General features: G+C 58.2%; 26 protein-coding genes and 1 pseudogene. 15 read left to right on the top strand and 12 right to left on the bottom strand.

Translation table 11 applies throughout. From position 1 onward, the window contains the following. The first annotated feature begins 104 nt into the window (after positions 1 to 104). The 7 genes and pseudogenes from AC07Y2_RS23450 to AC07Y2_RS23420 all read left to right on the top strand — a co-directional run bounded on the left by AC07Y2_RS23450 (position 105) and on the right by AC07Y2_RS23420 (position 4,976). Positions 105 to 344 (top strand): DUF7660 family protein, encoded by a 240-nt coding sequence (locus AC07Y2_RS23450; RefSeq protein WP_207273881.1) that lies wholly within the window; start codon positions 105 to 107, stop codon positions 342 to 344. Positions 345 to 556: 212 nt separating this feature from the next. Continuing rightward, the gene (locus tag AC07Y2_RS23445; RefSeq protein ID WP_134333931.1) at positions 557 to 823 is read left to right on the top strand and encodes a hypothetical protein; all 267 of its coding nucleotides are present in this window, start codon (positions 557 to 559) and stop codon (positions 821 to 823) included. Positions 824 to 1,196: 373 nt separating this feature from the next. Beyond that, positions 1,197 to 1,730, top strand: coding sequence for a hypothetical protein (locus AC07Y2_RS23440; protein WP_134333932.1), 534 nt, complete (start codon positions 1,197 to 1,199; stop codon positions 1,728 to 1,730). Positions 1,731 to 1,848: 118 nt separating this feature from the next. Continuing rightward, the gene (locus AC07Y2_RS23435; RefSeq protein WP_081353100.1) at positions 1,849 to 2,310 is read left to right on the top strand and encodes an SMI1/KNR4 family protein; all 462 of its coding nucleotides are present in this window, start codon (positions 1,849 to 1,851) and stop codon (positions 2,308 to 2,310) included. Positions 2,311 to 2,375: 65 nt separating this feature from the next. Then, positions 2,376 to 4,136, top strand: a pseudogene (locus AC07Y2_RS23430) (DUF637 domain-containing protein); the annotation flags it as partial. Beyond that, a complete protein-coding gene (locus AC07Y2_RS23425) occupies positions 4,137 to 4,415 on the top strand; it encodes a hypothetical protein (protein ID WP_074688638.1) in 279 nt (92 codons plus the stop codon). An 84-nt stretch (positions 4,416 to 4,499) separates the two neighbouring features. Next, a complete protein-coding gene (locus AC07Y2_RS23420; protein WP_239065517.1) occupies positions 4,500 to 4,976 on the top strand; it encodes a hypothetical protein in 477 nt (158 codons plus the stop codon). A gap of 59 nt (positions 4,977 to 5,035) precedes the next feature. On the opposite strand, the gene AC07Y2_RS23415 is transcribed toward AC07Y2_RS23420, so the two are convergent. Together AC07Y2_RS23415 and AC07Y2_RS23410 are read right to left on the bottom strand one after the other, a co-directional pair. Continuing rightward, a complete protein-coding gene (locus tag AC07Y2_RS23415; RefSeq protein ID WP_102688306.1) occupies positions 5,036 to 6,079 on the bottom strand; it encodes an LLM class flavin-dependent oxidoreductase in 1,044 nt (347 codons plus the stop codon). Positions 6,080 to 6,146: 67 nt separating this feature from the next. Beyond that, the gene (locus AC07Y2_RS23410; RefSeq protein WP_039766925.1) at positions 6,147 to 6,632 is read right to left on the bottom strand and encodes a flavin reductase family protein; all 486 of its coding nucleotides are present in this window, start codon (positions 6,630 to 6,632) and stop codon (positions 6,147 to 6,149) included. A 325-nt stretch (positions 6,633 to 6,957) separates the two neighbouring features. On the opposite strand from AC07Y2_RS23410, the gene AC07Y2_RS23405 reads away from it, so the two are divergent. Together AC07Y2_RS23405 and AC07Y2_RS23400 are read left to right on the top strand one after the other, a co-directional pair. Continuing rightward, a complete protein-coding gene (locus AC07Y2_RS23405; protein WP_103386944.1) occupies positions 6,958 to 8,364 on the top strand; it encodes a purine-cytosine permease family protein in 1,407 nt (468 codons plus the stop codon). Positions 8,365 to 8,616: 252 nt separating this feature from the next. Beyond that, complete coding sequence (locus AC07Y2_RS23400; RefSeq protein ID WP_103386945.1) at positions 8,617 to 9,717, top strand: polyamine ABC transporter substrate-binding protein; 1,101 nt, start codon at positions 8,617 to 8,619, stop codon at positions 9,715 to 9,717. 42 nt (positions 9,718 to 9,759) lie between these two features. On the opposite strand, the gene AC07Y2_RS23395 is transcribed toward AC07Y2_RS23400, so the two are convergent. Next, a complete protein-coding gene (locus AC07Y2_RS23395; RefSeq protein WP_085667597.1) occupies positions 9,760 to 10,737 on the bottom strand; it encodes a TerC family protein in 978 nt (325 codons plus the stop codon). A gap of 193 nt (positions 10,738 to 10,930) precedes the next feature. Here AC07Y2_RS23395 and AC07Y2_RS23390 point away from each other — a divergent pair, with 193 nt between their 5' ends. Next, positions 10,931 to 11,881 carry a Dyp-type peroxidase gene (locus AC07Y2_RS23390; protein ID WP_039766920.1) on the top strand — a complete coding sequence of 317 codons (951 nt, stop codon included), beginning with the start codon at positions 10,931 to 10,933 and terminating at the stop codon, positions 11,879 to 11,881. A 37-nt stretch (positions 11,882 to 11,918) separates the two neighbouring features. On the opposite strand, the gene AC07Y2_RS23385 is transcribed toward AC07Y2_RS23390, so the two are convergent. Beyond that, positions 11,919 to 13,631 carry an amidase gene (locus AC07Y2_RS23385; protein WP_103386946.1) on the bottom strand — a complete coding sequence of 571 codons (1,713 nt, stop codon included), beginning with the start codon at positions 13,629 to 13,631 and terminating at the stop codon, positions 11,919 to 11,921. 138 nt (positions 13,632 to 13,769) lie between these two features. Further along, entirely contained in the window at positions 13,770 to 14,558 is a 789-nt protein-coding gene (locus AC07Y2_RS23380; RefSeq protein WP_103386947.1) for an AraC family transcriptional regulator, read from the bottom strand. An 86-nt stretch (positions 14,559 to 14,644) separates the two neighbouring features. On the opposite strand from AC07Y2_RS23380, the gene AC07Y2_RS23375 reads away from it, so the two are divergent. Further along, entirely contained in the window at positions 14,645 to 15,643 is a 999-nt protein-coding gene (locus tag AC07Y2_RS23375; RefSeq protein ID WP_085667600.1) for a bile acid:sodium symporter family protein, read from the top strand. 3 nt (positions 15,644 to 15,646) lie between these two features. Here AC07Y2_RS23375 and AC07Y2_RS23370 read toward each other — a convergent pair whose 3' ends face one another. After that, positions 15,647 to 16,570, bottom strand: a complete 924-nt coding sequence (locus tag AC07Y2_RS23370; RefSeq protein ID WP_103386948.1) for a LysR family transcriptional regulator — start codon at positions 16,568 to 16,570, stop codon at positions 15,647 to 15,649. A gap of 130 nt (positions 16,571 to 16,700) precedes the next feature. On the opposite strand from AC07Y2_RS23370, the gene AC07Y2_RS23365 reads away from it, so the two are divergent. Further along, positions 16,701 to 16,976: a DUF2798 domain-containing protein gene (locus AC07Y2_RS23365; protein WP_039766910.1), complete on the top strand. Its 276-nt coding sequence runs from the start codon at positions 16,701 to 16,703 to the stop codon at positions 16,974 to 16,976. A gap of 12 nt (positions 16,977 to 16,988) precedes the next feature. Here AC07Y2_RS23365 and AC07Y2_RS23360 read toward each other — a convergent pair whose 3' ends face one another. Next, positions 16,989 to 17,594, bottom strand: a complete 606-nt coding sequence (locus tag AC07Y2_RS23360; protein ID WP_085667601.1) for a LuxR C-terminal-related transcriptional regulator — start codon at positions 17,592 to 17,594, stop codon at positions 16,989 to 16,991. 113 nt (positions 17,595 to 17,707) lie between these two features. Between AC07Y2_RS23360 and AC07Y2_RS23355 the strand changes: the two genes are divergently transcribed. Then, on the top strand, positions 17,708 to 19,345 hold the full coding sequence (locus tag AC07Y2_RS23355) for an ATP-binding response regulator (protein WP_103386949.1): 1,638 nt from the start codon (positions 17,708 to 17,710) through the stop codon (positions 19,343 to 19,345). On the opposite strand, the gene yecR is transcribed toward AC07Y2_RS23355, so the two are convergent. The 5 genes from yecR to AC07Y2_RS23330 form a co-directional block, all read right to left on the bottom strand. Then, positions 19,317 to 19,625 carry a YecR family lipoprotein gene (gene yecR / locus AC07Y2_RS23350; RefSeq protein WP_007950440.1) on the bottom strand — a complete coding sequence of 103 codons (309 nt, stop codon included), beginning with the start codon at positions 19,623 to 19,625 and terminating at the stop codon, positions 19,317 to 19,319. The genes AC07Y2_RS23355 and yecR overlap by 29 nt on opposite strands. A gap of 59 nt (positions 19,626 to 19,684) precedes the next feature. Beyond that, positions 19,685 to 19,999: a hypothetical protein gene (locus tag AC07Y2_RS23345; protein WP_039766904.1), complete on the bottom strand. Its 315-nt coding sequence runs from the start codon at positions 19,997 to 19,999 to the stop codon at positions 19,685 to 19,687. Between the two features lie 218 nt (positions 20,000 to 20,217). Next, entirely contained in the window at positions 20,218 to 20,601 is a 384-nt protein-coding gene (locus AC07Y2_RS23340; protein WP_494990418.1) for a hypothetical protein, read from the bottom strand. A 713-nt stretch (positions 20,602 to 21,314) separates the two neighbouring features. After that, complete coding sequence (locus tag AC07Y2_RS23335) at positions 21,315 to 22,493, bottom strand: trans-sulfuration enzyme family protein (RefSeq protein WP_074688613.1); 1,179 nt, start codon at positions 22,491 to 22,493, stop codon at positions 21,315 to 21,317. Continuing rightward, complete coding sequence (locus AC07Y2_RS23330; protein ID WP_039766899.1) at positions 22,490 to 23,866, bottom strand: pyridoxal-phosphate dependent enzyme; 1,377 nt, start codon at positions 23,864 to 23,866, stop codon at positions 22,490 to 22,492. The genes AC07Y2_RS23335 and AC07Y2_RS23330 overlap by 4 nt, the downstream gene beginning before the upstream one ends. A 396-nt stretch (positions 23,867 to 24,262) precedes the next feature. Here AC07Y2_RS23330 and AC07Y2_RS23325 point away from each other — a divergent pair, with 396 nt between their 5' ends. Together AC07Y2_RS23325 and map are read left to right on the top strand one after the other, a co-directional pair. After that, complete coding sequence (locus AC07Y2_RS23325; RefSeq protein ID WP_039766896.1) at positions 24,263 to 24,523, top strand: ParD-like family protein; 261 nt, start codon at positions 24,263 to 24,265, stop codon at positions 24,521 to 24,523. Continuing rightward, positions 24,520 to 25,311, top strand: coding sequence for a type I methionyl aminopeptidase (map, locus tag AC07Y2_RS23320; RefSeq protein ID WP_039766894.1), 792 nt, complete (start codon positions 24,520 to 24,522; stop codon positions 25,309 to 25,311). Before AC07Y2_RS23325 ends, map begins: the two co-directional genes overlap by 4 nt. Positions 25,312 to 25,364: the final 53 nt, after the last annotated feature.

Here is a 25,364-nt window from a genome sequence, read left to right as displayed (position 1 = left end):
TTTTGTTTTCAAGGAAATTGGAAGGAAGATGACTACACCAAACAACGGCTCTATAATTTGTGTTCGTGGGGTTTGTAAATAGGTGACTTGTGGATTTAGATAAAATGATTGAGAATATTAAAACAAGAGAGGAGTTTGCAGATTTTATTTGTGGGCTTAAGGAAGACTTGGAGTTGAATTCAGGCGAGTGGGAAAACCCTACGCTGGAAAGGTTTTTGGATGCAATGGAAGCTTGGATTCGAGCAATGAATTTATATGCAATGAACTCTGGAGATGAGGAAGCCTTCACCCCTAGTTGGCAGACATTTGCAAAAATATTGTTTGCATCCAAGATTTACGAATAGTATTAGCGTTTTAATTGGTTCGTTGGTGCAGAAGTAAGCAGTTTTATACCTACATCAGGCGATCTTGACTTCAACGGATCAATTCCAATAAAAAGCCAAAAATAAAAAAAGGCAATAAAAAAAGGAATAAAAAAAGGGGACAGATTTATTTAATTGTAAATCTGTCCCCTTTTTTGTCCATGGAGCCTAGAGGGGCCAGGACCTTGTACGCGATGCTTGGATTGCATTACCTAGCGGCAGCTGGAGAATTTAGAGTAAACGTTGTTAACCACTCACCGAATTCTGCAGTCTATGAAGGCTCTCTTATAGATGATTTTGAGGTAGCGCATTTTGGTTTGCCAGCAAATTATGCAGCCGCATCCGTTGCTGGCATGAAATGCGGGCTAGCTGATACCGTTAGTGCTGATGGAGGTCGGGTAGATATTTGTTGTGCGGCATATGGAAGTGTTTCTTCAAGTGAACCCTTTTTTGAAAGCTAGGCTCTACCTTGTTTCACCTTTTACGGTTGTTATGTGATGATATTTCAGAGGGTTTGATTGGTTCTTATTTTTGATTTTTTGGTTATCATTTATAGCTAAGTAAGAAGAAAAGGAAAAAAAGGAGGGCGGATTCATTTGATTTAATAAATCTGTCCCCTTTTTTTACCGAGTTTAAAACGGGAAGTTTGTACAAGGTTGAATTTACCGTGAAGCCGGGAGTGGGGGTTCGCGAGGGAGCTGCAGGTGATATGTGGGACGCAGATCAAAAAGTTAGACTTTCAGGTGGTGCGCATCAAGTTAATTTCATGGATAAAACTCCTCGGACAAATCCTGAATTATATGATGTTGATGTTGATAGCTTGAGGTTATTGAAATGAATGATCTTGTTTTCTGTGTTCGGAATGAGATAGTCCATGCTGATGGAACAGTTTTTGAAGAGTTCTACGACTGGCAGGGATGCAAGACTGATTTTGAAGTTGAAATGAAACACCTTAAGTATGTAAAGGTTAGTCCAGTGGTAGATATGGTGACTTTTATAGTCGTTGAGGATGGTGAAGAGGTCCCATTCCTTGCTGCTGGTATTCCCTACATACTCCCTGATAGAACAGGAGTGTTGGTGGTGTTTGAGCAAAAACCTAACAAATTCAAATGCTCCAAGGCTCCATGGTTTTTTGGGTACCCAAACAATGCCGCGATTTATAATGCTGATGGTTCATTACGTTATCAGTTACGCAATTCGTACGGTGAAGGTAGTTATGTTGGTGCAATCCATTCAGGTGCGATGCCCGATCATCCTGAAACGTTAGGTGTTTTGATCGGTACGGTTGGTCATGAGCCAGAATGGCTTTATTTGGTTGATCCCGCTGGTCCAGCGTTAATACCTACAGGAAAGTGGATTCGTTATTAGGTCGGAGAGAAAAAAAGAGAAAGAGAAAAGGGGGGCTGATCTATTTAGAGAAAAGGAGACGGATTTATTATATTTAATAAATCTGTCCCCTTTTGTTTGGAAAAACAGGAAGGCCAAGATGAAGAGCGTTCGGGATATTTTTCACGGGTTAGTGCTGCGAGGAGTGATTTCAGAGCATAATCTTGTTGGTTGCTCCGAAGTGGATATTGCATCAGTTGAGCAACATTTTGGTTGTGAAATTCCGTTGGCATATCGTGATTTTTTGACGATTGCGGGACGTTCGGCTGGTAAGATTTTTTCTGGTGTAGATATATTTTATCCAAGATTACTTGACCTGGAGTTTGAAGCGGAAGAGTTGCTTGATGAGTTAAATCTCTCTGGTTTTTTGCCTGCGGATGCTAAGGTGTTCTGCATGCATCAAGGATATGAAATTAATTATTTCCTACCCGTCTCTGATGATCCGCCAGTATTTCAATTTTTTGAAGGGGAAAGTTCGAGCATTAAAGCTTGGAATAGCTTTTCAGACTTTTTAATGGCATCAATGGAAAGCCATCTTGCACAATGGCCGGACTTGAATTGACTCGGCCAAAATTGGATAGAAAAGGGGACAGATTCATTTAATTTAATAAATCTGTCCCCTTTTGTTCGGTTAGTCAAACCATCGACACGATGGTCAAAGCCGATCCACAACTGGCCTGGTTGAAAGACGCTGAAACACGGGGTGACGTTGACTGGCGGCTGGTGAAGGAAATTCACGAGTCGTTCAAATATGACAATTCGGGTCTGGGCCCGGCTTCGCAGATGATCATCGCGATCGTCATGGCCGCAGTGGTTGGGCCGGCGGTTCTCGGTGCCTTGAGCGGGACAGTAGGAACTGCCTGGGCAGCTGGTATTGCTGCCGTTGCTTCCGGAGCCGCGACAAATGCATCGGTCAGCTTTATCAATAATGGTGGTGATCTTGGAGCTGTATTTGCCGACGTTACTTCTTCCGAAGCACTTCAGGGATATGTTGTTTCCGGTTTCACCGCGGGGTTGACCTCCGCTTATTTGAATGACCTGACAGGCATAAAAGTCGACCCGGTTACCAATAAAGTGATTTCACCTCCATTGACCACCTGGACGGGCGTGGGGCAATTCGCTGGAAGTCAAGTATTGCAGGGCGGTACGTCTGCGCTGATTAACAAGGCTTTGGGTGGGGATCCAAACGTCAGCGATGTACTGAAAACAGCGTTGTTCAATACATTGGCAGCCGTCAGCTTCAACCTTGTAGGTGATCTCACCAAGGATGTAATCGATGACGGATCTGCGACCAAGGTTGTCATTCACGCCATGGTAGGAGGGCTCCTGGCCGAGGCCACCGGAGGGGACTTTGCAACCGGTGCGTTGGCCGCTGGTGCAAACGAAGCATTGATTGGTTATTTGGACAACCTGGTTAAAGGCGATCCAAACCTCCTGACAATGAGTTCCCAGATCATTGGAGTACTGGCCGGTTCGGTTCAAGAAAACGTCACTGCGAACACATTGGCGAATGCGGCATGGGTCACAAAGTTTGCTACGCAGTTCAACCGTCAACTACACAAGGAAGATAAGGACCTTGCTGCACAATTGGCCGCGCGGAGTGGTGGAAAGTACACGGTTGAGCAAATTGAAGCTCAACTGAGATTGTCTTCTGTCAATGGTACGAATATCACACCCGCAACAGACATAGTCGTGCCGAGTGGCGGAATCTACGATACCGGTGGTAATTGGATAGACTTGGGCAACGGGATGTTTCTGCAGAACTTTGCACCTGCTGACAGGGACATTATTGCCTTTATCAAAGAAAATACCGGCGCGTACGGTTGGACGCTAACGGCCCAAACCGGATTCGGCTCTCTGAATGACAAGCATGATTGGTCGAAGACGCCTGACGGACCGGGTAAAAGAGATCCATTGACAGGTTATCCCATGGATGACAAAGGCGGGTACAGAGTACCTGTTGTCATCGATGGCAACACCTACACCCCGCGCTATCATTCTTGTGCAAGCACGGATTGTCTTGCAGCGGGGGCCAACATCGACTTTGGTGATACGGCAACCCTTCAATGGATACGCGCCGCCAATATCGAAGCATTGAGCAATGCCGGATGGTTCATGGGCGCTGCATCAGTCCCGGCTGCAGGTTTGACAGCCACTCTGCTGTCCAACGGATCAACGCTGGCAGGGTTGTTATCTGGCTATTTGAAGGGGCCTGAGGATTTTAACAAGGCGTTGACGAGCACAGCGCTAAGTGCCGGTTTCGAAAAATTTGTTGTCGCCAGTGGTTTCTCGAAGGAGGTAGCCAGCAAGGCTTCGAATACTCTCGGCATGGCCAATACCTGGGATAAGCTTGCGGACAGAACGCTGGATTTTTTTAAGGACAAGTAAATGTTGGGAGAGCTCAAACGGTACAAACATGTAATTGGTCTGACATTACTGGTGGTCGCATTAGTCGCTGGCTTTATACGGTTCAACGGGGACCGGGAGCGTTTCTTTGCGATGGTCTTGGGACAGATATGGTTTGGTCAAGCGGTCTACAATTACTTGCGCGATGGATGGGTCACGATTGGGCCGGGAGGAATGGGCCCTGAAGATGATCCAATGCACCGAGCGGTGCTGGCGGGAGTAGCGATGTTTTTGTACATGCTTGTGTTTTTTCTCTTCTGAATACAAAACGTAAATAGGGCAGACCACGTTCAGAGATATTTCGATACGTGGTGTGTCCCGGTTTGTGCGCAAAGGATCCAGGATTTGAGTGAAGTAAAAAAATACCCGCGTCTGAAAGTGTTCCTGGCCTTTCTTCTCTGCCCACTGGTTCCAGGGTTTATCGCAAGCATCATCAAGACCCTTGCAACGATCTTCCATCTGGCCATGAACCCACGGCTGATGGGAGAGGTCGTGGGAGGGGAGTTGATGTTGATGCCGTTCCTCGGCCCCTTGCTCGCCGAAGTGGTATTTCTTGTACCGTTTTTGCTGTTCGCGATGGTGATTGCACTGATGAAGGTCAAACGGACGGGTCGATCCTGTTCAGTGATTGCTCTGTCGGGTGCCGCGTTGGCCACTTTATGGGTGACGCCGTTTGTTCTGGCCGTTGTATCGGATGTAAAGAGAGCGACCTTTTCGGATGAGATGTTCGCAATGGTCGTGCTGTTCGTCACGGCAATGGCGACATGCTGGCTGACAGCGCGCTTCTTTCTGCCTGATCCAACAGAGCCATCGTTGCCTTGACGCCCCAAATGAAAACGCCCCGAACATCTCGGGGCGTTTTCATATACCGGGTGGCAGGTCTATCTGAACGCCGGCACCACATGCTTGATAAACAACTCCAGCGACTTCTTCTTCTCCGCATGCGGCAAGCTGTTGTCACACCAGAAACTGAACTCATCGACCCCCAGTTCCTGGTAGTACTTGATCCGCGGAATGATCTCTTCCGGCGTACCGATCATCGCCGTCTTGTGCAGACTCTCCAGCTCAAACTCCGGACGCCCGGCAAATTTCTCTTCCGGGCTCGGGGCGAGGAAACCATTAACCGGCACTTCCTTGTTGCCGAACCACGCATCGAACGTGCGATAGAAACGTGAGATGGCTTTCGCGCCGACCTTCCAGCCTTCCGGGTCATCCACTGAATGCACGTGGGTATGACGCAGCACCATCAATTGCGGACGCGGCACATCCGGGTTGTTGTCCAGCGCAGTCTGGAACTTGTTCTTCAGATCGAGAACTTCTTCGTCGCCCTTCATCAGCGGTGTGACCATCACGTTGCAGCCGTTGGCGACGGCGAAGTTGTGTGAGTCCGGGTCGCGGGCGGCGATCCACATCGGCGGGTTCGGCTTTTGGATCGGTTTCGGCACGCTGGTGGAGGTGGGGAATTTCCAGATCTCGCCGTTGTGGGCGTAGTCGCCTTGCCACAGCGCGCGCACCACCGGGACCATTTCCCGTAGCGCCTGACCGCCGCTGGAGGCGGGCATGCCGCCGGCCATGCGGTCGAATTCCACCTGATAGGCGCCTCTCGCCAGGCCGACTTCCATCCGGCCGTTGCTGATCACATCGAGCAGCGCGCATTCACCGGCGACCCGCAGCGGATGCCAGAACGGCGCGATGATGGTGCCGGCGCCCAGGTGAATGGTGGTGGTCTTGGCCGCGAGGTAGGCCAGCAGCGGCATCGGGCTCGGCGAGATGGTGTATTCCATCGCGTGGTGTTCGCCGATCCACACGGTGCTGAAACCACCGGCCTCGGCCATCAACGTCAGTTCGGTCAGGTCTTCGAACAGTTGACGGTGGCTGACGCTTTCGTCCCAGCGCTCCATGTGTACGAACAGGGAAAATTTCATGACGCTACCTCGAATCTCTTGTGGTCGGCCGGTCGCTTGCCGGCCTGTTTAAGTGCAATCGTGCGGATCAGGCGAAGGCGGGCAGGGCGCCCATCTTGCCGTGGCAATACACCAGCGGGCCGGCGTCCTGCTGAGGGACGATGAGGTTTTTCACCGCGCCGACCATGATCGCGTGGTCGCCGCCTTCGTATTCGCGCCACAGCTCACATTCGATGATAGCCGTCGCGTTTGCCAGGATCGGGTTGCCCAGTTCGCTCAGCGTCCACTGGATGCCCTGCGCCTTGTCCTTGCCTTTGCGGGCGAAGGCGTAGGCTTCGCTCTGCTGACCGCCGGACAACACGTGAATGGCGAAGCGTTTGTTCTTGATCAGGACGGGGTAGGAGTCGGAACTGTAGTTGGGGCAGAACAGCACCAGGGCCGGGTCCATGGACAGCGAACTGAAAGCGCTGGCGGTCAGACCGACGATCTGGCCGTCGTCATCCAGCGTGGTGATGACGGTAACGCCGGACGGGAACGAGCCCATGACTTGTTTGTAGACGGCAGCATCGATCATTGGTCAATCCTCGAGTGCGGTGAAGCGTGTTTTTATGTGTTTATGGGTCTGATGGTATACCGTAATACATCGATTGCAAGCGCTTTTTTGGTGAAACGATAAACGTGGTTCATCCGTCGGAAACTCAGCATTTACGGGGCTTTGCTCTAGCCGTGAACGCTGGCTATCAGGGAGGATGCCGGATCAGGTGCCGTCGTAAACAGCGGATCAGTCTTGTGAAAATGTTGGAATACCATAATATGGTCTTCATCTGAGGGGTGGCCACGAAGCACCCCCGGTTTGGCTTCATACAACGATAAGAACAGACCCAATCGAGTTCATTTTTATGTCCCAGATGTCCCGGCAAGATCCGTTGATCGAGAATCACACGGTCGACTACGTCCCACTCGCGGAACGCCACGGGAAGGCCCGCGACCTTTTCACCCTATGGTTCAGCACCAACATTGCGCCACTGCCAATCGTCACCGGCGCCATGGTGGTTCAGGTGTTTCATCTCGACCTGTTCTGGGGGCTGCTGGCGATTGCGCTGGGGCACATGATCGGCGGGGTGGTGATCGCCCTGGCGTCGGCGCAAGGCCCGCGCATGGGCATTCCGCAGATGGTCCAGAGTCGGGGTCAGTTCGGGCGTTACGGCGCGCTGTTGATCGTGTTCTTCGCGGCGATCATCTATATCGGCTTCTTCATTTCCAACATCGTGCTGGCCGGCAAGTCCATCGTCGGCATCGCGCCGTCGGTGCCGGCGCCGTTGAGCATTCTGATCGGCGCCCTCAGCGCCACGACCATCGGCGTGATGGGCTACAACTTCATTCACACGCTCAACCGCATCGGCACCTGGGTGATGGGCAGCGCGCTGCTCGCCGGTTTCATCTACATCTTTGCCCATGAGTTGCCGGCGGACTTCTTTACCCGTGGCAGCTTCAATCTTTCGGGATGGCTGGCGACGGTATCGCTGGGGATCATCTGGCAGATCAGCTTTTCGCCGTACGTCTCCGACTACTCCCGCTACCTGCCGGCGGACATCGGGATCAGCAAGCCATTTATCGCGACTTATCTGGGCGCCACACTGGGCACGATTCTGTCGTTCACCTTCGGCGCGGTGGCGGTACTGGCGACGCCGGAAGGCACTGAGGCGATGGCGGCGGTCAAGCAGTCCACCGGTTGGCTGGGGCCGATTCTGATGGTGCTGTTCCTGCTCAACATCATCAGCCACAACGCGCTGAATCTGTATGGCGCGGTGCTGTCGATCATCACCTCGATCCAGACCTTTGCCAGCCAATGGACGCCGAGCATCAAAGTGCGAGTGATCTTGTCGAGCGTGGTGCTGGCGGGCTGCTGCGTGGTGGCGCTGGGCGCGTCGGCGGATTTCATTTCCGAATTCATCGGTTTGATTCTGGCGCTGCTGCTGGTGTTGGTACCGTGGACATCAATCAACCTGATCGACTTCTACCTGATCAAGCGCGGCAGTTACGACATCGCCTCGATCTTCCGCGCCGACGGTGGCATTTATGGGCGCTTCAACCTGCACGCGATCATTGCCTACTTCATCGGCATCCTCTTGCAGCTGCCGTTCGCCAACACATCGTTGTATGTCGGGCCGTACGCCAATCTCGTGGAAGGTGCTGACTTGTCGTGGTTGGTCGGCCTGATCGTGACGTGCCCGCTGTATTACTGCCTCGCGACCCGTGGCCAGACTCAGCAGAGCAGGGCGGCGCGGTTGGGTTTTACCGACTGAGCGTTCGCAAGCTGTTCAAACAATGCCCGGCACTTCGCCGGGCATTGTTGTTTCCGCACCCCGGCGGTCACGCAAATTGGCCATTTCAATCCCCTTTTGGCCAACCGGCTACTGTGCTGCGACTACGCTGTCAGGAAGAATCGAAGCCACAACTAGATGCTGCACCTTCCTTGCCCTTGGCTGATTTGCAAGCCGCTGCCGTGTACAGAACATAAAAACCATCGACTCACGCTGCATTCGGGGAAACACAACATGGTCACGATGAAACGCATTCTGGGCGCCACTGTTTTCGGGCTGACGCTGCTGGCTAGCGCCGTACAGGCCGAACAGCGCGAACTGCGGGTGTACAACTGGGCGGATTACATTCTGCCGTCGGTGCCCAAGGATTTCGCCGCCAAAAGCAACATCAAAGTGACCTGGGACACCTTCGATACCAACGAATCCCTCGAAGCCAAGCTGCTGACCGGTAACTCCGGCTATGACCTGGTGGTGCCGTCGAACCAGTTCCTCGATACCCAGATCAAGGCTGGCGTGTTCCAGAAGCTCGACAAGTCCAAGCTACCGAACTGGAGCCACCAGGACCCGGCGCTGCTCAAGTTGCTCGACGCCAACGATCCCGGCAATCAGTACGGCGTGCCCTACATGGTCGGCACGGTGCTGATCGGTTTCAACCCTGCCAAGGTCAAGGCTGCTCTCGGCGAGAATGCGCCGGTGGACAGCTGGGATCTGGTGTTCAAGCCGGAGAACATGGAAAAGCTGAAATCCTGCGGCGTGGCGATGCTCGATTCGCCGTCGGAAATCCTGCCGCTGGCTCTGCACTACCTGGGCCTGGACCCGAACAGCCAGAACCCGGCCGACTATGAGAAAGCCAAGGACCTGATGCTCAAGGTTCGCCCTTACGTCACCTACTTCAACTCGGCCAAGTACATGACCGACATCGCCAACGGCGATATCTGCGTGGCCATCGGTTACTCCGGCAGCTTCTACCAGTTCGGCAACCGCGCCAAAGAGGCGGGCAACAGCGTGGTGGTTGACTGGCGCCTCCCGAAGGAAGGCGCGCCGATCTGGTTCGACACCTTCGCCATTCCGAAGAGCGCGAAGAACGTCGAAGAGGCCCACGAGTTCCTCAACACCTTGCTCGATCCGAAAGTCATCGCTTCGATCAGCGACTTCCTCGGCTACCCGAATGCCAACAAGGATTCGCTGCCGCTGATCAACAAGGAAATTACCGGCAACCCGAACCTGACGCCGACCAGCGAAGCGCTGAAGAAACTGTACGTGGTGCAACCGTTGCCGCAGAAACTGGAGCGGGTGCGGACCCGAGTGTGGACCAGCATCAAGTCCGACAAATAGTCCCAAAACCGGGGGAGCGAACCACGTTTGCTCCCCCGACTGTTATTTCGCCTGACTTTCTTCGGGCGACTTGTCCTTCGTCAGCATCAGACTCAGCACCACCGACGCCAGAATCAGCCCGCCAACAATCGCCAGCGACCACTCCACCGGCATGTGAAACCATGGCATCGCCGTCATCTTCCCGCCGATGAACACCAGCACCAGCGCCAGTCCGTACTTGAGCAGATGAAAGCGGTCGGCCATGTCCGCCAGCAAAAAGTACAGCGCCCGCAGGCCCATGATCGCGAAGATGTTCGAGGTGAAAATGATGAACGGATCGGTGGTCACCGCGAAAATCGCCGGGATGCTGTCGACCGCAAACATCAGGTCGCTGGCCTCGATCAGCACCAGCACCAGAAACATCGGCGTGGCCCAGCGCACACCGTTCTGCAGCACGAAAAACCGCTCGCCGTGAAAGCCGTTGGTGATTCGCAGATGCCCGCGCACCCAGCGCAGCAGCGGGTTGTTATCGAGGTCCGGTTGCTGCTCGGCGAACACCAGCATCTTGATCCCGGTGATGATCAGGAACATGCCGAACACATACAGCAGCCAAGTGAACTGCGACACCAGCCACACCCCGGCAAAGATCATCGCTGCGCGCATCACGATTGCCCCGAGCACGCCGTACAGCAGCACCCGGCGTTGCAACTCCGGCGGCACGGCGAAGTAGCTGAAGATCATCACGAAGACGAACATGTTATCGATCGACAGCGACTGCTCGATCAGGTAACCGGTGAGAAATTCCAGGGTCTTGACCTTGGCGATTTCGGGGCCGAATTCGCCGTTCAGATACCACCAGAGCAATCCGGCGAAGGCCATCGCCAGCATGCACCAGGCGAACACCCAGGATGAGGCTTCCCGTACCGAGACCCGATGCGCCTTGCGCCCACCGAAGACGAACAGGTCGACGGCCAGCATGGCGAGGACAAAAACGATGAAGGCGACCCACATCCAGGGTTCGCCGATGTTGATGGGGTGCATGCCGTTCTCCCTGTCTTTATGTTTTTCGGGGTAGACGGGGCCATGCTAGTAGGAGCTTTCCGACAAAGAAAAATCGTTTATTTCGTGGGTATTGTTCGTTATTAACGAAGTGTCTGCCTTGGCAACGGGGTGACGGAAGGTATTTCAGTCAGTGCTTCTTTGCTAACCTCCCTTCGAGTTAGTCCATCATCCCTTGGGAGTCACGATCATCGAAACGCCAGATCCTCAAGCCGTCTGCAGCCCGATCACCAGCGCTGCCATCTTCATCGTGGCGACCCTCAACGCCGAGGCCGAGGCCGCCGAAAAAGTCCGCGGCTGGTGCGCCGATGTCGCGGGGCTGACGCGCTCGGTCGGCAAGCGTGTCCCTTCGGGAAACCTGTCCTGTGTTTGCGGGTTCTCTTCCAACGCCTGGGATCGTCTGTTCGGCAGTCCACGCCCGGCGTCCTTGCACGACTTTCGCGAATTCGGTGTAGAAGGGCGGCGCGCCGTCTCCACGCCTGGCGATCTGTTGCTGCACATTCGTGCCGATCAGATGGACCTGTGTTTCGAGCTGGCAACGCAGTTGATGTCGGCGCTGGACGGCGCCGTGACGGTGACCGACGAAGTACAGGGTTTCCGCTATTTCGACATGCGCAGCATCATCGGTTTTGTCGACGGCACGGAAAATCCGGTCGGTCGCAAAGCCGAGCATTTCACCCTCGTGGGCGATGAAGATCAGCCGTTCAGTGGCGGCAGTTACGTGCTGGTGCAGAAGTACCTGCACAACATGAAGGCGTGGAACGAATTGTCGGTCGAAGCGCAGGAGCGGGTGATCGGGCGCACCAAACTGTCCGATATCGAACTGGACGAGACGGTCAAGCCGAGCAATTCCCACAGTGCGTTGACGACCATCACCAAGGACGGCGAAGAGGTGAAGATCCTGCGCGACAACATGCCGTTCGGCCGACCTGGCGCAGGCGAGTTCGGCACTTATTTCATTGGCTACGCGCGTTCGCCGGAGCCGCTGGAACAGATGCTGGAGAACATGTTTGTCGGCAAGCCGCCGGGCAACTACGACCGGTTGCTGGACTTCAGCACGGCGGTCACTGGCAGCCTTTTCTTTGTGCCTTCGGCGGATTTGCTGGAAGAACTGGCAGAACGATAAAAAAACGGCGGGATCAATCGATCCCGCCGTTTTGCATTTACTTGCCTGCCGCCAGTGCTGGCGTACGCGGCGGCACCAGACGCCTGGAACCGGTCGCTTCGAACGCCGCCGCCAGGCGCAACAGTGTCGAATCGTCATAAGCGCGCCCGGCAAACGTCAGCCCCACCGGCATGCCGATGTCGGCCATCACGCCCATCGGCACGGTGACGGTCGGCACGCCGAGGTGGCGGATCGCGAGGTTGCCGTTGGCGACCCAGATACCGTTGCTCCAGGCGATGTCCGCCGAGGCTGGGTTGACGTCGGCGTCGGCCGGGCCCACGTCGGCGTTGGTGGGGAACAGCACGGCGTCGAGGCCGAGGCGATCCATCCAGTCTTCGAGATCGAGCTTGCGGGTCTTCTCCAGGCCGCGCAGGCCGTCCGGCAGCGTCGGGATCTGATCCCACGGCGTGATGCCGCGCTGGGCCATGCGCACGTATTCGTCCATGCCGGCGGCGAGGTCGCCTTCACGGTTGGGCAGGGTGCCCGGGTCGTGCGGGAAAATTTTCGGCCCGTCGACGTCTGCCAGACGGTTGAGTTTCGGGTCATCGTTGGCGCGCAGAAAATCATCGAAGGCCCAGGCCGACAGGTCCCACAGTTCGTGGTGCATGAACTCTTTGGAGACGATGCCGCGATTGAACACGGTCGGCGCGCCCGGACGATCGCCTTCGCAGTTGGAGACCAGCGGGAAATCCACTTCGATCACTTCGGCGCCGGCGGCTTCGAGGGCCTGACGGGCCTGTTTCCACAAATCGATCACCGAGGCACGGGTGTTGATGCGTTGCCCGGTCGGGCCGCCGATGCCCGGCTCGTCGCTGGTGCCGGCATCAGGGTCGGCGTTGATGTACATGCGCGGCACGCCCAGGCGTTTGCCGGCCAGTGCATCGCTGTTCACTGCCAGATCGAGATAGGAAGCCGGGCGCACCGAGGCGACGCTCGGGATCGGCACCCAGGGTTGCAGGCGCCACAGGTCGCCACGGGTGTCGGTGTCTTCGGCGACCACCACGTCGAGGACTTCCAGCAGGTCGGCCATGGTGCGGGCGTAGGGCACCACCACGTCCATGGTCGGCGTCAGCGGCCAGTTGCCGCGTACCGAAATCACCCCGCGCGAAGGCGTGTAGGCGCACAGCCCGTTGTTCGAGGCAGGGCCACGACCGCTCGACCAGGTTTCTTCCGCCAGACCGAATGCCGAGAAGCTGGCAGCGGTGGCAGTGCCGGCACCGTTCGATGATCCCGAAGCAAACGGCGCGGTCAGGTAATCAGCGTTGTACGGGCTTTCGGCGCGACCATAAACCCCACGCTGCATCCCGCCATTGGCCATCGGCGGCATGTTGGTCTTGCCCAGGCAGATCGCGCCGCCCGCACGCAGGCGCTCGATGGTGAACGCGTCGCGCTGTGCCACCAGATCGGCGAAAGCCGGGCTGCCGGACGCGGCGGTCAGGCCTTTGACCAGATAGCTGTCCTTGGCGGTGTACGGGATGCCGTCCAGCGGACCGAGGGTTTCGCCCTTGGCACGACGGGCGTCCGAGGCTTGCGCTTCTTTCAGTGCGTCGGGGTTACGCACGATCACCGCGTTCAGCGCAGTGGCGGTTTCAGGGCCATCATAGGCGTCGATGCGCGCCAGATAGGCCTGCACCAATTCAACCGCCGTGGTCTGGCCGGACTCGAGCGCCGCGCGCAATTGGGCAATGGAAACTTCAGTGACTTCGATCATGCTGTTACCGCCGACAGGTTCGCTAAAGGGTGGTTGATCATTGTTATCGTCGAAAGATGTCAAAGGTTCTTGATGGGCGAAACTCTACCCTGAAATTTGCCCAATGGCATGTATAAAGTCGATAAATATCGGTTAATTTCATCGGAAAAACTCTCCCGGCGTCTCGCCGAACTGTTGGCGAAACGCCGCGATAAACGCCGATGTCGAGTCATAACCACAGGCCAAAGCCACGTCGGTGACGCGTTCGCCGCGTTCCAGCGGTGTCAGCGCACCCAGCAGGCGCAGGCGCTGGCGCCAGGTGCGGAAGGTCAAACCGGTATCGCGCAGGAACAGCCGAGTCAGAGTTTTCTCGGTAACGCCGAACTTTTCGCTCCAGTGCGCCAGGGTGGTCTGCTGTTCCGGATGTTGCTCCAGACTCTGATAGATCTGGCGCAAGCGACTGTCCTGCGGCAGTGGCAGCATCAGATCGATGGGCGGCGCATCGGCCAGTTGATCGAGGATCACCTGGGCCAGACGCCCGTGCGGGCCGCTCTGGTCATATTCGACAGGAATCTGACTGAAGGCCCGAATCAGCTCACGCAAAAGATCACTGACCCCGAGCACATGACAACGCTCCGGTGCCCAGCTGGCGACGCTGCAATCGATGTACAGGCTGCGCATTTCCGTGTGCGGCGAACTGAAAACCCGATGCGGTACGCCCGCCGGAATCCACACCGCCCGCTCCGGCGGCGCAACGAAACGACCGACGGCGGTCTGCACTTCGAGCACGCCCTGGATTGCGTAGGACAACTGCACCCACGGATGACTGTGACGGCGGGTGAGCGCTCGATTGGGCAGCGATTCGGTGCGCCCATAGAGCGGACGCGGCAGGCTGGGCAGCCCGGGAATGCTGCGTCTGACGCTCTTGTCGTGTCCTTTTGGCGGCATCTGTGGGTTCTTCGGCGTTAGTCGGTAATTTGCAGTCACGTTAGAGTCGCTTCCACGTACTGGCAACCCCCCCGGATGAGCAAACCATGACGCGCCCACGATTTTTGCCCGACAACTTCACCTTGACCCTGATCGGCGTGGTGCTGTTGGCCAGCTTCCTGCCCGCCAGCGGCCAGGTCGCGACCGGTTTCGGCTGGCTGACCAACATCGCCATTGCGCTGCTGTTTTTCCTGCACGGCGCCAAGTTGTCGCGGGAATCGATCATCGCCGGCGCCGGCCACTGGCGCCTGCATTTGCTGGTGTTCGGCCTGACCTTTGTCCTGTTCCCGCTACTGGGTCTTGCGCTCAAGCCGTTGTTGTCGCCACTGATCGGCGATCAGCTGTACATGGGCATGCTGTATCTGTGTGCGTTGCCGGCCACGGTGCAGTCGGCGATTGCCTTCACCTCTCTGGCGCGGGGCAACATTCCGGCGGCGATCTGCAGTGCGGCGGCGTCCAGCCTGTTCGGTATTTTCCTCACGCCGCTGTTGGTGACGCTGCTGCTCAACGTCCACGGCGACGGCGGCTCGACCCTCGACGCGATCGTGAAAATCAGCGTGCAATTGCTGTTGCCGTTCATTGCCGGCCAGATCGCCCGCCGCTGGATCGGCGCTTGGGTCGGTCGCAACAAGAACTGGCTGAAATTCGTCGATCAGGGCTCGATTCTGCTGGTGGTCTACGGCGCGTTCAGCGAGGCAGTGAACGAGGGCATCTGGCACCAGATTCCGGTGATCGACCTGCTGGGGCTAGTGGTGGTGTGCTGCATTCTGTTGGCGCTGGTGCTGCTGGCGTCCACAGTGCTGGGCAAGCTGTTCGGTTTCAGTCTGGAAGACCGCATCACCATTCTGTTCTGCGGTTCGAAAAAGAGCCTGGCCACTGGCGTGCCGATGGCGCAGGTGTTGTTTGCCGGCAGCGCGATTGGCGTGCTGATTCTGCCGCTGATGCTGTTCCATCAGATTCAACTGATGGTCTGCGCGGTGCTGGCGCAGCGCTATGCGAAGCGGCAGGAATCGGTGCCTGAACTGATGGCGCAGGTTGATCCTTGATCCTCATCGAGCGGGCCAGCGGGTATGCAGGAACTCCTGCAAAAATTCGGTGAAGGCCTTGACCTTGGAAGTCATGGCGGCGCGCTCCTGCACACAGGCATAGATCTCGAGCGGCGCGGCGCCGGCAAAGGTCGAGCCGTCGCCCGGTTCGAATAAAGAGACCAGTTGACCACTCTCCAGATAGGGCGCGGCAACGAATTCCGCCAGTCGGGTGATTCCGGCACCATGAGCAGCCATTTGCGCCAGGGCGTCGATATCGTCGCTGATGGCGGTCGCATTGATCGCAGCCTCAAAGCGCTGACCCTGCTCAACGAACCACCAGCGCAGTAACCGTCCGTCCAGCGGATAGCGGAACGCCAGACAGGCGTGCTGTTGAAGATCCGCCGGAGTAGAAGGACGACCGGCCTTTTGCAGGTAGTCAGGGCTGGCGCAAATCACGAACGGCACCGTCGCAACCTTGCGCGCGATGATGCCGTCTTCCAGTTGCGGCTCGATGCGCAGACTCAGGTCGATACCTTCGTGGAGGTGATTGATTTTGCGGTCGGTGGTCGAGAGCTCAAGCGTCAACTGCGGGTAGCGTTCGGCAAAACCGGCAATGACCGGGGCCAGTACATGGCGCCCGAACCCGGCGGTGGAGGCGATACTCAAGTGTCCCTGGAGTTGCGTCTGCGCGTGGCTGATGGCGCTCTGCGCGGACTCCAGATCGAGCGCGATACGTTTTACTTTCTCGAAATACACCGAACCGCTCTCCGTCAGCGCCATGCTGCGGGTGGTGCGTTGCAGCAGGCGTGTGTCGAGGTGAGTCTCAAGGCGACCAAGGGTCTGACTGACGGCGGCGGCACTCACCCCGAGGGTTTTGGCGGCGCCGACAATCGATCCCGCCTCAACGACTTTGATAAAACAATCGATTGCACCCAAGAGGTTCATGCGTGGATCCCGGCGAGGATGAATTAATAAGATTTTGTTTATAAATTGCTCACGGCGATCAGTCTAGTTACGGCTTGGCAGACTTGTTAGGGTGCTCGGCGCCTATCCACTTCGGTCAACAAGGACTGACATGAATCAGAGACTATCCCCAAGAACCACAGTATTCAGCCCGCGCAAGCTGTCGGCCCGTGCCATGCCGTACGTATTTGCGTTGTATATGGCGACCATCATGGCGTTTCTGATGTCGCTGGTGATCACCGCCTCCAATTTCGGAATTGATGCCGATTACCTTAGCAATGCGCTGCACGCCTACAAACTGGCGATGCCCGTGGCATTTCTGTGCATTCTCGTGGTCCGGCCGATTGTGGTGAAACTGGTCGCACTGACCGTCCACCCGCACGGCTGACCTGGAGGCCGGCTACAAGGCTCCGGAGTATTTCACCGCTGCTGCGGCGCGCGACGGCACGTTGAGCACCCGCAACAACGACGAAACATGAATCCGCACCGTGAACGGCGAAATATCCAGTTCGCGGGCGATTTCCTTGTTGGTCTTGCCCTGGGCGATCAGCCGCAGCACATCCTGCTGACGCGGGGTGAGGGCGGTGCCGGTGTCCAGCGGCAGCAGGCCGGACGGGGCGAATTTCACCAGCACCTCACCTTCACGAATCGCCCGGATCGCCTGACCGATCTCGTCGGGGGCGATGTTCTTGCCGATAAAACCATCGATGCCGGCCGCCATGACTTCGCCGATCAGCGCCTCGTCATCGACCATCGACACAACGATCAGGGTGGTTCGCGGCAAACGCCGGCGCAGTTCCGCGAGCTGGGTCACACAGGTCAGGCCGGGAAAGCGCAGGTCGAGGATCAAGGTGTCAGGCTCATCGCCCACCGGCAGCAGGGCGAGCACGGTGTCGAGGTCGCCGGCTTCTTCGATCAGGGCTTCGGGCAGCAGACGCTGGACGGTGCGCAGCAGCGCTTCGCGAAACAACGGGTGATCGTCGGCTATGATGATTCGGCACGCCATGGCGCAACCCTCCCTGGGTCTGCATTGCTCATGGCATGCACCTTAGCATCGGGCGAAGGCATTGCCTGTTGATTCGTGCGTTTATGACGACTGCTGCACAAGGACGTTCCCCCATGAAGTTCGAAAAGAACACCGAGCTTGACCAGGCCAATCTGCGCATCATTATCGCCAGCATTGCGCTGGTTTACATGGCCGTGCTCGGTTTTTTGCCGGGCCAGCGCTTCGATACTTACCTGCCGGTGGTCACCTACATTTCCCTGTTTCTGCTGGCCTCCGTCGTGCTGCGCCAGGCCATTGTGCGCTGGCCGGGGCATTATCCGGCGCGGCGGATTTTCGGCATGCTCCACGATTACACCGGCACCAGTTTCGGGCTGGTGGTCGGCGGCGAGGCGGCGCTGCCCATCTACGCCGTCATGGTCTGGGTCAATCTCGGCAACGGCATGCGCTACGGCTCGCGCTATCTGGCGATCGCCACGGTGTTGGCGTTGCTGGCGCTGCTGGCGGTCTATCGGTTGACGCCGTATTGGCAGGCGCAACCGTTCATGGTGTTGATGCTGATGATCACCAGCACGGTGATTCCGGTGTATGCGCACCTGCTGCTGGAGCGCACGCGCAAGGCGTCCGAAGAGGCGGTCGCCGCCAACCTTGAAAAATCACGGTTCCTGGCTCAGGCCAGTCATGATCTGCGCCAGCCGATCCACTCCATCGGCCTGTTTACCGCATGCCTGCGCGAGTCGCGACTGGGCGAAGAGGAGCGGCGGCTGGTGGACAGCATCGACCGCTCGCTGCTCAACGTATCGCAGCTGTTTCGCTCGATTCTCGATCTCTACACCCTCGACAACGGGCGGATTCTGCCCCGGTTGCAAACGCTTGAGCTGGGCGAATGGCTGACGGATCTGATCCGGCAGAACGCTGAAGCCGCACGCTGGGCGGGTGTTGAACTGCGCTTGCGGCCTTGCGAACACTGGGTGCGCACCGATCCGGCGCTGCTCGCGACCATGGTCCAGAACGTGCTCTCCAATTGCTTCAAATACGGTGCGCACCGACCGGTGTTGATCGGTGTGCGCAAGCGCGGCGCGGGGTTGGCCATCGCGATTTATGACCTGGGCAGCGGGATCGCCGAAGAGCATTTGCCCAAGGTGTTCGAGGAGTTTTATCGGGTTCGCCAGTTGCGCGACAAGGACGTCGAAGGCGTGGGCCTGGGGTTGTCGATTGTCCGGCGGTTGGGGCAATTGATCGGTGTCGACGTCGCGATCCGTTCACGGCTGGGGCATGGCACGGCGGTGACCTTGCATGGGCTGCCACTCGCACCGCCGCAGGTGCCGGTCAATCGGGAGGAGGCTCGACAGGTCGGGTTGCTGACGGGGTTGAAGGTGTGTCTGGTGGAGGATGATCGCAACGTTCTGCTGGCGACTTCGGCGTTACTCGAGCGTTGGGGTTGCGTGGTGCAGGCCGAGCTGAGCGGGCAGGGCCTGGTCACGGACTGCGACATCATCGTTGCCGACTATGATCTCGGATCCCACAGTACCGGCATCGAATGCATAGACGAGGTTCGCCGTCAGCGCGGTTATGCGGTCCCGGCCATGATCATCACCGGGCATGACATCGAAAAAATCCAGGCGGCCCTGCATGATCGGCAGATCGCCATTCTGTCCAAGCCGGTACGCCCGGCCGAGCTGCGCGCGACCCTGCGTGCGCTGCGCGACCGGCAGACCGAAGCGGTCAGCGCTTACACAGATAGTCCTGCGTGATGGTGGTTTGCAGGCAGTTGTACTGACCCATGGTGCGGCAGATGTTTTTCTCCGAGCCCGATACTTCGGCGCTCTTGTAGCCCCAGACCTTGCAACGGCCTTCAGCCGTGGCCAACCCTTGAGCGGCGGAGGTTTGCCCGCTTTCGAACTGCCCCAGTTCATAGGAGACCTGGACAACGCCGTCGGTCTTGCTGCCGCCGGTGGCTTCCCATTGCTTGGGGGTGGCGCAGCCGGTGAGAACGACGGCCGCGAGGCTGAGGGTGGCGATGAGTGTTTTCATGGTAGAACGGAATCCTTTACCGGATGAGAAGAGGCGTTGAACGGTTTTCCTGCGCCGGATTACTGGTACGGAATCGGCGACGCGCCTTTGGGCAGGCAGGACAGCGGAGGCGTCATGATGCCCATGCTCGCCACCGCGATGATCGCGCCGCTGGGCAACTCGCAGTTGTATTCGCCGGCGGCGGTGTAGGCGGTGTAGTAGGTCAGCGTGCTGTCGTTGCGGATGTTGCCGATCTTGGTGACCGGTTGGCCGATGACGGTCTGGGCGCGTTCGCGCATGCTGTCTTCGGTGGGTTTGGCGGTCTGGCAACCGCTGGCGCCGAGGAGCAGGGCACCGAGAACTGTAATCTTGGCGAGGCTGAGCTGAAGTTTCATGGTGTTTCTTCCTTGGTGTTGTTGTTTTTCCAGGCACAACGATCCCGCGCACTGCACAGCGGCAATGTTGGGGAGCGTCGGGGGTTGCGAGGGAATATAACGCCAGGGAACGGGGTGGTCGATTAGCACAAATGTGCTAGTGCGGCGCAACCAGCGGTGGGCTGATTGCGCCGATAGCGGTTATTGAGGGCTGTTGAACTGGTCGGAATAGCTGCCGCTCATGAGGGCGGAAGCCACCTGGTCCGAACCGACGCCTGCGCGGGAGTAGGCGAGTCGGTTGGCACCGACCTTGTCTGCGCCATCGGCGGCGAGAGCGCCTGCGCCGACGTGGTCGGAGCCGTCAGAGGCAACGGCCCGAGCGCCGACATGATCTGCGCCGTCAGAGGCGACGGCCCGAGCGCCGACATGATCTGCGCCGTCAGAGGCGACGGCCCCAGCGCCGACATGATCTGCACCGTCAGAAGCGACGGCCCCGGCGCCGACATGATCCGCGCCGTCAGAAGCAACGGCGCCTGCGCCGACATGATCTGCACCGTCAGAGGCGACGGTCCCGGCGCCGACATGATCCGCGCCGTCAGAGGCGACGGCCCCAGCGCCGACATGATCTGCGCCGTCAGAGGCTACGGCCCCCGCCCCCACATGATCCGCCCCATCCGACGCCAATGCCTGCGCCTGCGCAGCCCAGACACTGGGCATTGCCACTGTTGCCGCAACTGCCAGGACGAGGCCCGGCCAAAGCGTGTGCTTCATGATGTTCTCCACGCCCCATCAGCCACACAGCAACCGAGCTTCCCCGTCATTCGTTCATTGGCGGAAGGCTCGTCGGCCCGGGGTCAACCAGATGATTGGTGAGTGGCACGGGGGCACCGGAAGGTGCACGGGTGTCGACGGTTTACAGGAAATCTGGACAGCGAACTGAAAAGTATAGTTCGCCCTTGGCGGTAGGCAGGCTGAATGGTCGTGAAGGCGATAGTCGGTTAGCTTCCTTGCAGGCCTGCGCTTGAAAACAATCAGTCTAAAAACCGCGTAGCGCAATGCAGCGTGTTTGCTAGGCTCAAGAATGTAGGCGAAGACGCAGACTGATGCGCAAGCGGATAGCAAGGGGACGTGGGGCGCGTTCCGAAGGGTACACGGTTAGAAAGATCTCCGCGCTGAGATCCAGCCCTTATGCCGTGTGAAGCAGCCGAGACCGTACCCCTTTCAATTTGGTCCGGTACTGTGAGAAGCCTGATAAACCTTGTAAGCCAGAGACCAGCACTGGCCGCCTACTCGAACACCAAAGCCCGCCTTGTGCGGGCTTTGACGTTTTCGGGCGTTAAATGCTGGCCAGCGCCTGCGCCAGATCGGCACGCAGGTCTTCGATGTCCTCGACGCCCACCGACAGACGCACCAGGCTGTCACCGATGCCGAGCTTGGCGCGGGTTTCGGCCGGGATGGTCGCGTGGGTCATGATCGCCGGGTGTTCGATCAGGCTTTCCACACCGCCAAGGCTTTCGGCCAAGGCGAAGATCTGCACGTTCTCCAGGAAGCGCCGGGCGCCTGCCAGATCACTGTTCAGATCCAGGGAAATCATTCCGCCGAAACCACGCATCTGACGCTTGGCCAGTTCGTGCTGCGGGTGGGATTCCAGACCCGGGTAGTAGACGCGTTTGACCTGCGGTTGCTGTTCCAGCCAGCGCGCCAGATCCAGTGCGTTGCTGCAATGACGCTCCATACGCAGCGCCAGCGTCTTCACGCCACGCAGGGTGAGGAACGCGTCGAACGGGCCGGAGATAGCACCGACTGCGTTCTGCAGAAAGCCCAGACGCTCGGCCAGCGCAGGATTGTCGCCAACCACGGCAATCCCCCCGATCACGTCGGAGTGACCGTTCAGGTATTTGGTGGTCGAGTGCAGCACGATGTCGAAACCCAGTTCCAGCGGACGCTGGATCCACGGGCTGGCGAAGGTGTTGTCGGCCACGCAGATGATCCCCCGCGCCTTGCAGATACGGGCGATGGCGGCGAGGTCGGACAGACCCAGCAGCGGGTTGGTCGGGCTCTCCACGATCACCATGCGCGTGTCGTCCTGCAACGACGCTTCGAACGCCGACAGATCCGCCAGATCGACGTAGCTGAAACGATGCCCGGCACTGCGCTGACGCACCTTGTCGAAGAGACGGAACGTGCCGCCGTACAGGTCATTGCCGGACACGATGTGCGAGCCGGCGTCGAGCAGTTCGAGCACGGTGGAAATCGTCGCCAGCCCGGACGCGAAGGCGAACGCCCGGGTGCCGCCCTCCAGATCCGCCACGCAGCGCTCCAGGGCAAAACGCGTCGGGTTGTGCGAGCGGCCGTAGTCAAAACCCTTGTGCACGCCGGGGCTGTCTTGCAGGTACGTGGAGTTGGCGTAGATCGGCGGCATCAGCGCGCCGGTGGTCGGGTCCGGCGTTTGCCCGGCGTGGATCACGCGGGTGGCGAAGCCTTGTTGACGGGCGTTCTTGTCATGCTGGCTCATGCCAGGGATCTCCGTAATTGATTGAGCATGTCGACGCGGGTGATCAGGCCGTGGAAGCCTGAGGCGTCGGCGATGATGGCCACCAGGCCGCTGCTGAGCACGGCTTCCAGTTCAGCCAGCGTGGCGCCGGGGGCGAGGGTTTGCAACTTGTCGGTCATCGCGCTGGCGACGGGTTTGCTGAAGAGGGAGGCGTCTTCGTGTACGCGCACCAGAATGTCCGACTCGTCGATCACGCCGACCAGTTGCTTGCCATCCACCAGCACCGGCAGTTGCGAAACATCGGCCAGGCGCATGCGCTGGAACGCGGTCATCAGCGTATCGTCCGGGCCGACGCTGACAACTTTGCCGTCCTCGAAGCGTCGGGCAATCAGGTCGCGCAGGTCGCCGTAGCGTTTGCGCTGCAACAGGCCCTGATCGGTCATCCACTGGTCGTTGTAGACCTTCGACAGGTATCGGGTGCCAGTGTCGCAGACGAAGCTGACCACGCGCTTCGGCTCGGTCTGTTCGCGGCAGTAGCGCAGCGCGGCAGCGAGCAGGGTGCCGGTCGACGAACCACCGAGAATGCCTTCGGCTTTCAGCAGCTGGCGCGCGTGATCGAAGCTTTCCTCGTCGCTGATCGAGTAGGCGCTGCGCACGCTCGACAGGTCGGTGATCGACGGAATGAAGTCCTCACCGATGCCTTCCACCGCCCACGAACCTGCGGTGCCGAGATGCTTGCTGCGGCTGTATTCAGCCATCACCGAACCGACCGGGTCAGCCAGGACCATTTCCAGATCCGGTTGTACGCGCTTGAAGAAGCGGGTCAGGCCGGTCAGCGTGCCGGCCGAGCCAACGCCAACCACGATCGCGTCCAGGTCATGCTCGGTCTGGGCCCAGATTTCCGGCCCGGTGCTGCACTCGTGGGCCAGCGGGTTGGCGGGGTTGTTGAACTGGTCGGCGAAGAACGCGCCGGGAATGTCCTTGGCCAGACGCGCGGCGACATCCTGGTAATACTCGGGATGACCCTTGCCGACATCGGAGCGGGTGATGTGCACTTCGGCGCCCATGGCCTTGAGGTGCAGGACTTTCTCGGTGGACATTTTGTCCGGCACCACCAGCACGACGCGGTAGCCCTTGGCGCGGCCGACCAGGGCCAGGCCCAGACCGGTGTTGCCGGCGGTGGCCTCGACGATTGTGCCACCGGGTTGCAGGCGACCGTCGCGCTCAGCGGCGTCGATCATGGCCAGACCGATGCGGTCCTTGATCGAGCCGCCGGGGTTCTGTGATTCGAGTTTGAGAAACAGGGTGCAGGGACCGGTATCGAAGCGGGTGACTTGTACCAGCGGCGTATTGCCGATCAGCCCAAGTACGGCAGGGCGTGAATCCTTTGACATCTCTTCACCTCTTTGTGGTGTTGATCGCGTTCCATTCGCGGGGAAAAAGCTCGCGTGCAACATAGGCTCAGACCTGAGCTGTCGCAACCTTTAAACAGCCGGAAATACTGCCATTTCGATCTAACGATAGAACGAAATCAGCGAGGGGCAGGAAGTGATTTGCAGGGGTTTATACGCAGGCGTCATCGAGTATTGAAAGGGCGTCTTCAGCGTCACGAAGCGCTTGATCCGGTAGTAAAAATCTTGCAGCGAAAAATGCTGATTGATGCTCGTCAGAACCAGTCTCCGGTGCCGGGAAGATTTTTTCTCAGCGACTTACCGGGTATGCAGCGTTTGCAATCCCGAGCGACACACGATTAATATACGATCCATATACACTTCGTATCGGATATTGCCATGGGCATCGTAAAGATTTCAGAGGACATGCACGAGAATCTGCGCATTTCCAGCAACGCACTCAGCCGCTCGATCAACGCGCAGGCCGAACACTGGATGCGCATCGGCATGCTCGCCGAGCTGTATCCAGACCTTGATCACCACGCCATTTGCCGGTTGCTGATTCGCGCCGAGCAGTCGGGCGGTCTGGATCTGCAGCAAGTCTGCGCACTGGCGGATGCCGCGCAGAACGCCTCGGTCAAAGAGGCGGTAAAGGCATGAGAAACCCGATCAAGATCAACACCCAGGCCGAAATCGCTCAATCCCGCGAGGCCGGCAGACTGGCCGCCGAGGTGCTGGCGATGCTGGTGCCGCACGTCAAGGCTGGCGTCACCACCGATCAACTCGACCAGTTGTGCAACGACTACATCGTCAATGTGCAGAAAGCCATTCCGGCCAACGTCGGTTACCACGGCTTCCCGAAAACCGTCTGCGCGTCAGTCAACGAAGTGGTCTGCCATGGAATTCCTTCGAAGCGCGTGCTGAAGGACGGCGACATCGTCAACCTCGATATCGCGGTGATCAAGGACGGCTGGTTCGGCGACACCAGCCGCATGTACGTGGTCGGCGAGCCGACGCCCGAGGCGCGGCATCTGATCAAGACCACTTACGACGCCATGTGCGCCGGCATCCGCGTGGTGCGTCCGGGCGCTACGTTGGGTGACATCGGTCATGCGATCCAGACGCTGGCGGAGAAAGAAGGGTTCAGTGTGGTGCGCGAGTATTGCGGGCACGGGATTGGCAAGGTTTATCACGATGAACCGCAGGTGCTGCATTACGGTTATCCGGAGCAGGGCTTGAAACTGAAGGCGGGGATGATCTTTACCATTGAGCCGATGCTCAATGCTGGCAAGCGGCATGTGAAAAGTCTGGCGGATGGCTGGACGGTGGTGACCAAGGATCAGTCATTGTCGGCGCAGTGGGAGCATATGGTGGCGGTGACGGAGGACGGGTTTGAAGTGTTGACGGCTTGGCCTGATCAGATTGAGGGGTTTGCGGCTATCAAGTGAGACCGAGTCGGCCGCTGGCCCTCACCCCAGCCCTCTCCCGGGGGGAGAGGGAG

Source organism: Pseudomonas sp. GW456-12-1-14-TSB6 (assembly GCF_059424205.1).
The sequence above is the reverse complement of the archived record's forward strand: the minus strand, read 5'-3'. Positions and strand labels throughout refer to the sequence as shown.

Coding starts and splice junctions, on each gene's coding strand:
- AC07Y2_RS23450 (WP_207273881.1), top strand. CDS start 105: ATGATTGAGAATATTAAAACAAGAGAGGAGTTTGCAGATTTTATTTGT.
- AC07Y2_RS23445 (WP_134333931.1), top strand. CDS start 557: ATGCTTGGATTGCATTACCTAGCGGCAGCTGGAGAATTTAGAGTAAAC.
- AC07Y2_RS23440 (WP_134333932.1), top strand. CDS start 1,197: ATGAATGATCTTGTTTTCTGTGTTCGGAATGAGATAGTCCATGCTGAT.
- AC07Y2_RS23435 (WP_081353100.1), top strand. CDS start 1,849: ATGAAGAGCGTTCGGGATATTTTTCACGGGTTAGTGCTGCGAGGAGTG.
- AC07Y2_RS23425 (WP_074688638.1), top strand. CDS start 4,137: ATGTTGGGAGAGCTCAAACGGTACAAACATGTAATTGGTCTGACATTA.
- AC07Y2_RS23415 (WP_102688306.1), bottom strand. CDS start 6,079: ATGAAATTTTCCCTGTTCGTACACATGGAGCGCTGGGACGAAAGCGTC.
- AC07Y2_RS23410 (WP_039766925.1), bottom strand. CDS start 6,632: ATGATCGATGCTGCCGTCTACAAACAAGTCATGGGCTCGTTCCCGTCC.
- AC07Y2_RS23405 (WP_103386944.1), top strand. CDS start 6,958: ATGTCCCAGATGTCCCGGCAAGATCCGTTGATCGAGAATCACACGGTC.
- AC07Y2_RS23400 (WP_103386945.1), top strand. CDS start 8,617: ATGGTCACGATGAAACGCATTCTGGGCGCCACTGTTTTCGGGCTGACG.
- AC07Y2_RS23395 (WP_085667597.1), bottom strand. CDS start 10,737: ATGCACCCCATCAACATCGGCGAACCCTGGATGTGGGTCGCCTTCATC.
- AC07Y2_RS23385 (WP_103386946.1), bottom strand. CDS start 13,631: ATGATCGAAGTCACTGAAGTTTCCATTGCCCAATTGCGCGCGGCGCTC.
- AC07Y2_RS23380 (WP_103386947.1), bottom strand. CDS start 14,558: ATGCCGCCAAAAGGACACGACAAGAGCGTCAGACGCAGCATTCCCGGG.
- AC07Y2_RS23375 (WP_085667600.1), top strand. CDS start 14,645: ATGACGCGCCCACGATTTTTGCCCGACAACTTCACCTTGACCCTGATC.
- AC07Y2_RS23370 (WP_103386948.1), bottom strand. CDS start 16,570: ATGAACCTCTTGGGTGCAATCGATTGTTTTATCAAAGTCGTTGAGGCG.
- AC07Y2_RS23365 (WP_039766910.1), top strand. CDS start 16,701: ATGAATCAGAGACTATCCCCAAGAACCACAGTATTCAGCCCGCGCAAG.
- AC07Y2_RS23360 (WP_085667601.1), bottom strand. CDS start 17,594: ATGGCGTGCCGAATCATCATAGCCGACGATCACCCGTTGTTTCGCGAA.
- AC07Y2_RS23355 (WP_103386949.1), top strand. CDS start 17,708: ATGAAGTTCGAAAAGAACACCGAGCTTGACCAGGCCAATCTGCGCATC.
- yecR (WP_007950440.1), bottom strand. CDS start 19,625: ATGAAAACACTCATCGCCACCCTCAGCCTCGCGGCCGTCGTTCTCACC.
- AC07Y2_RS23345 (WP_039766904.1), bottom strand. CDS start 19,999: ATGAAACTTCAGCTCAGCCTCGCCAAGATTACAGTTCTCGGTGCCCTG.
- AC07Y2_RS23340 (WP_494990418.1), bottom strand. CDS start 20,601: ATGTCGGCGCTGGGGCCGTCGCCTCTGACGGCGCGGATCATGTCGGCG.
- AC07Y2_RS23335 (WP_074688613.1), bottom strand. CDS start 22,493: ATGAGCCAGCATGACAAGAACGCCCGTCAACAAGGCTTCGCCACCCGC.
- AC07Y2_RS23330 (WP_039766899.1), bottom strand. CDS start 23,866: ATGTCAAAGGATTCACGCCCTGCCGTACTTGGGCTGATCGGCAATACG.
- AC07Y2_RS23325 (WP_039766896.1), top strand. CDS start 24,263: ATGGGCATCGTAAAGATTTCAGAGGACATGCACGAGAATCTGCGCATT.
- map (WP_039766894.1), top strand. CDS start 24,520: ATGAGAAACCCGATCAAGATCAACACCCAGGCCGAAATCGCTCAATCC.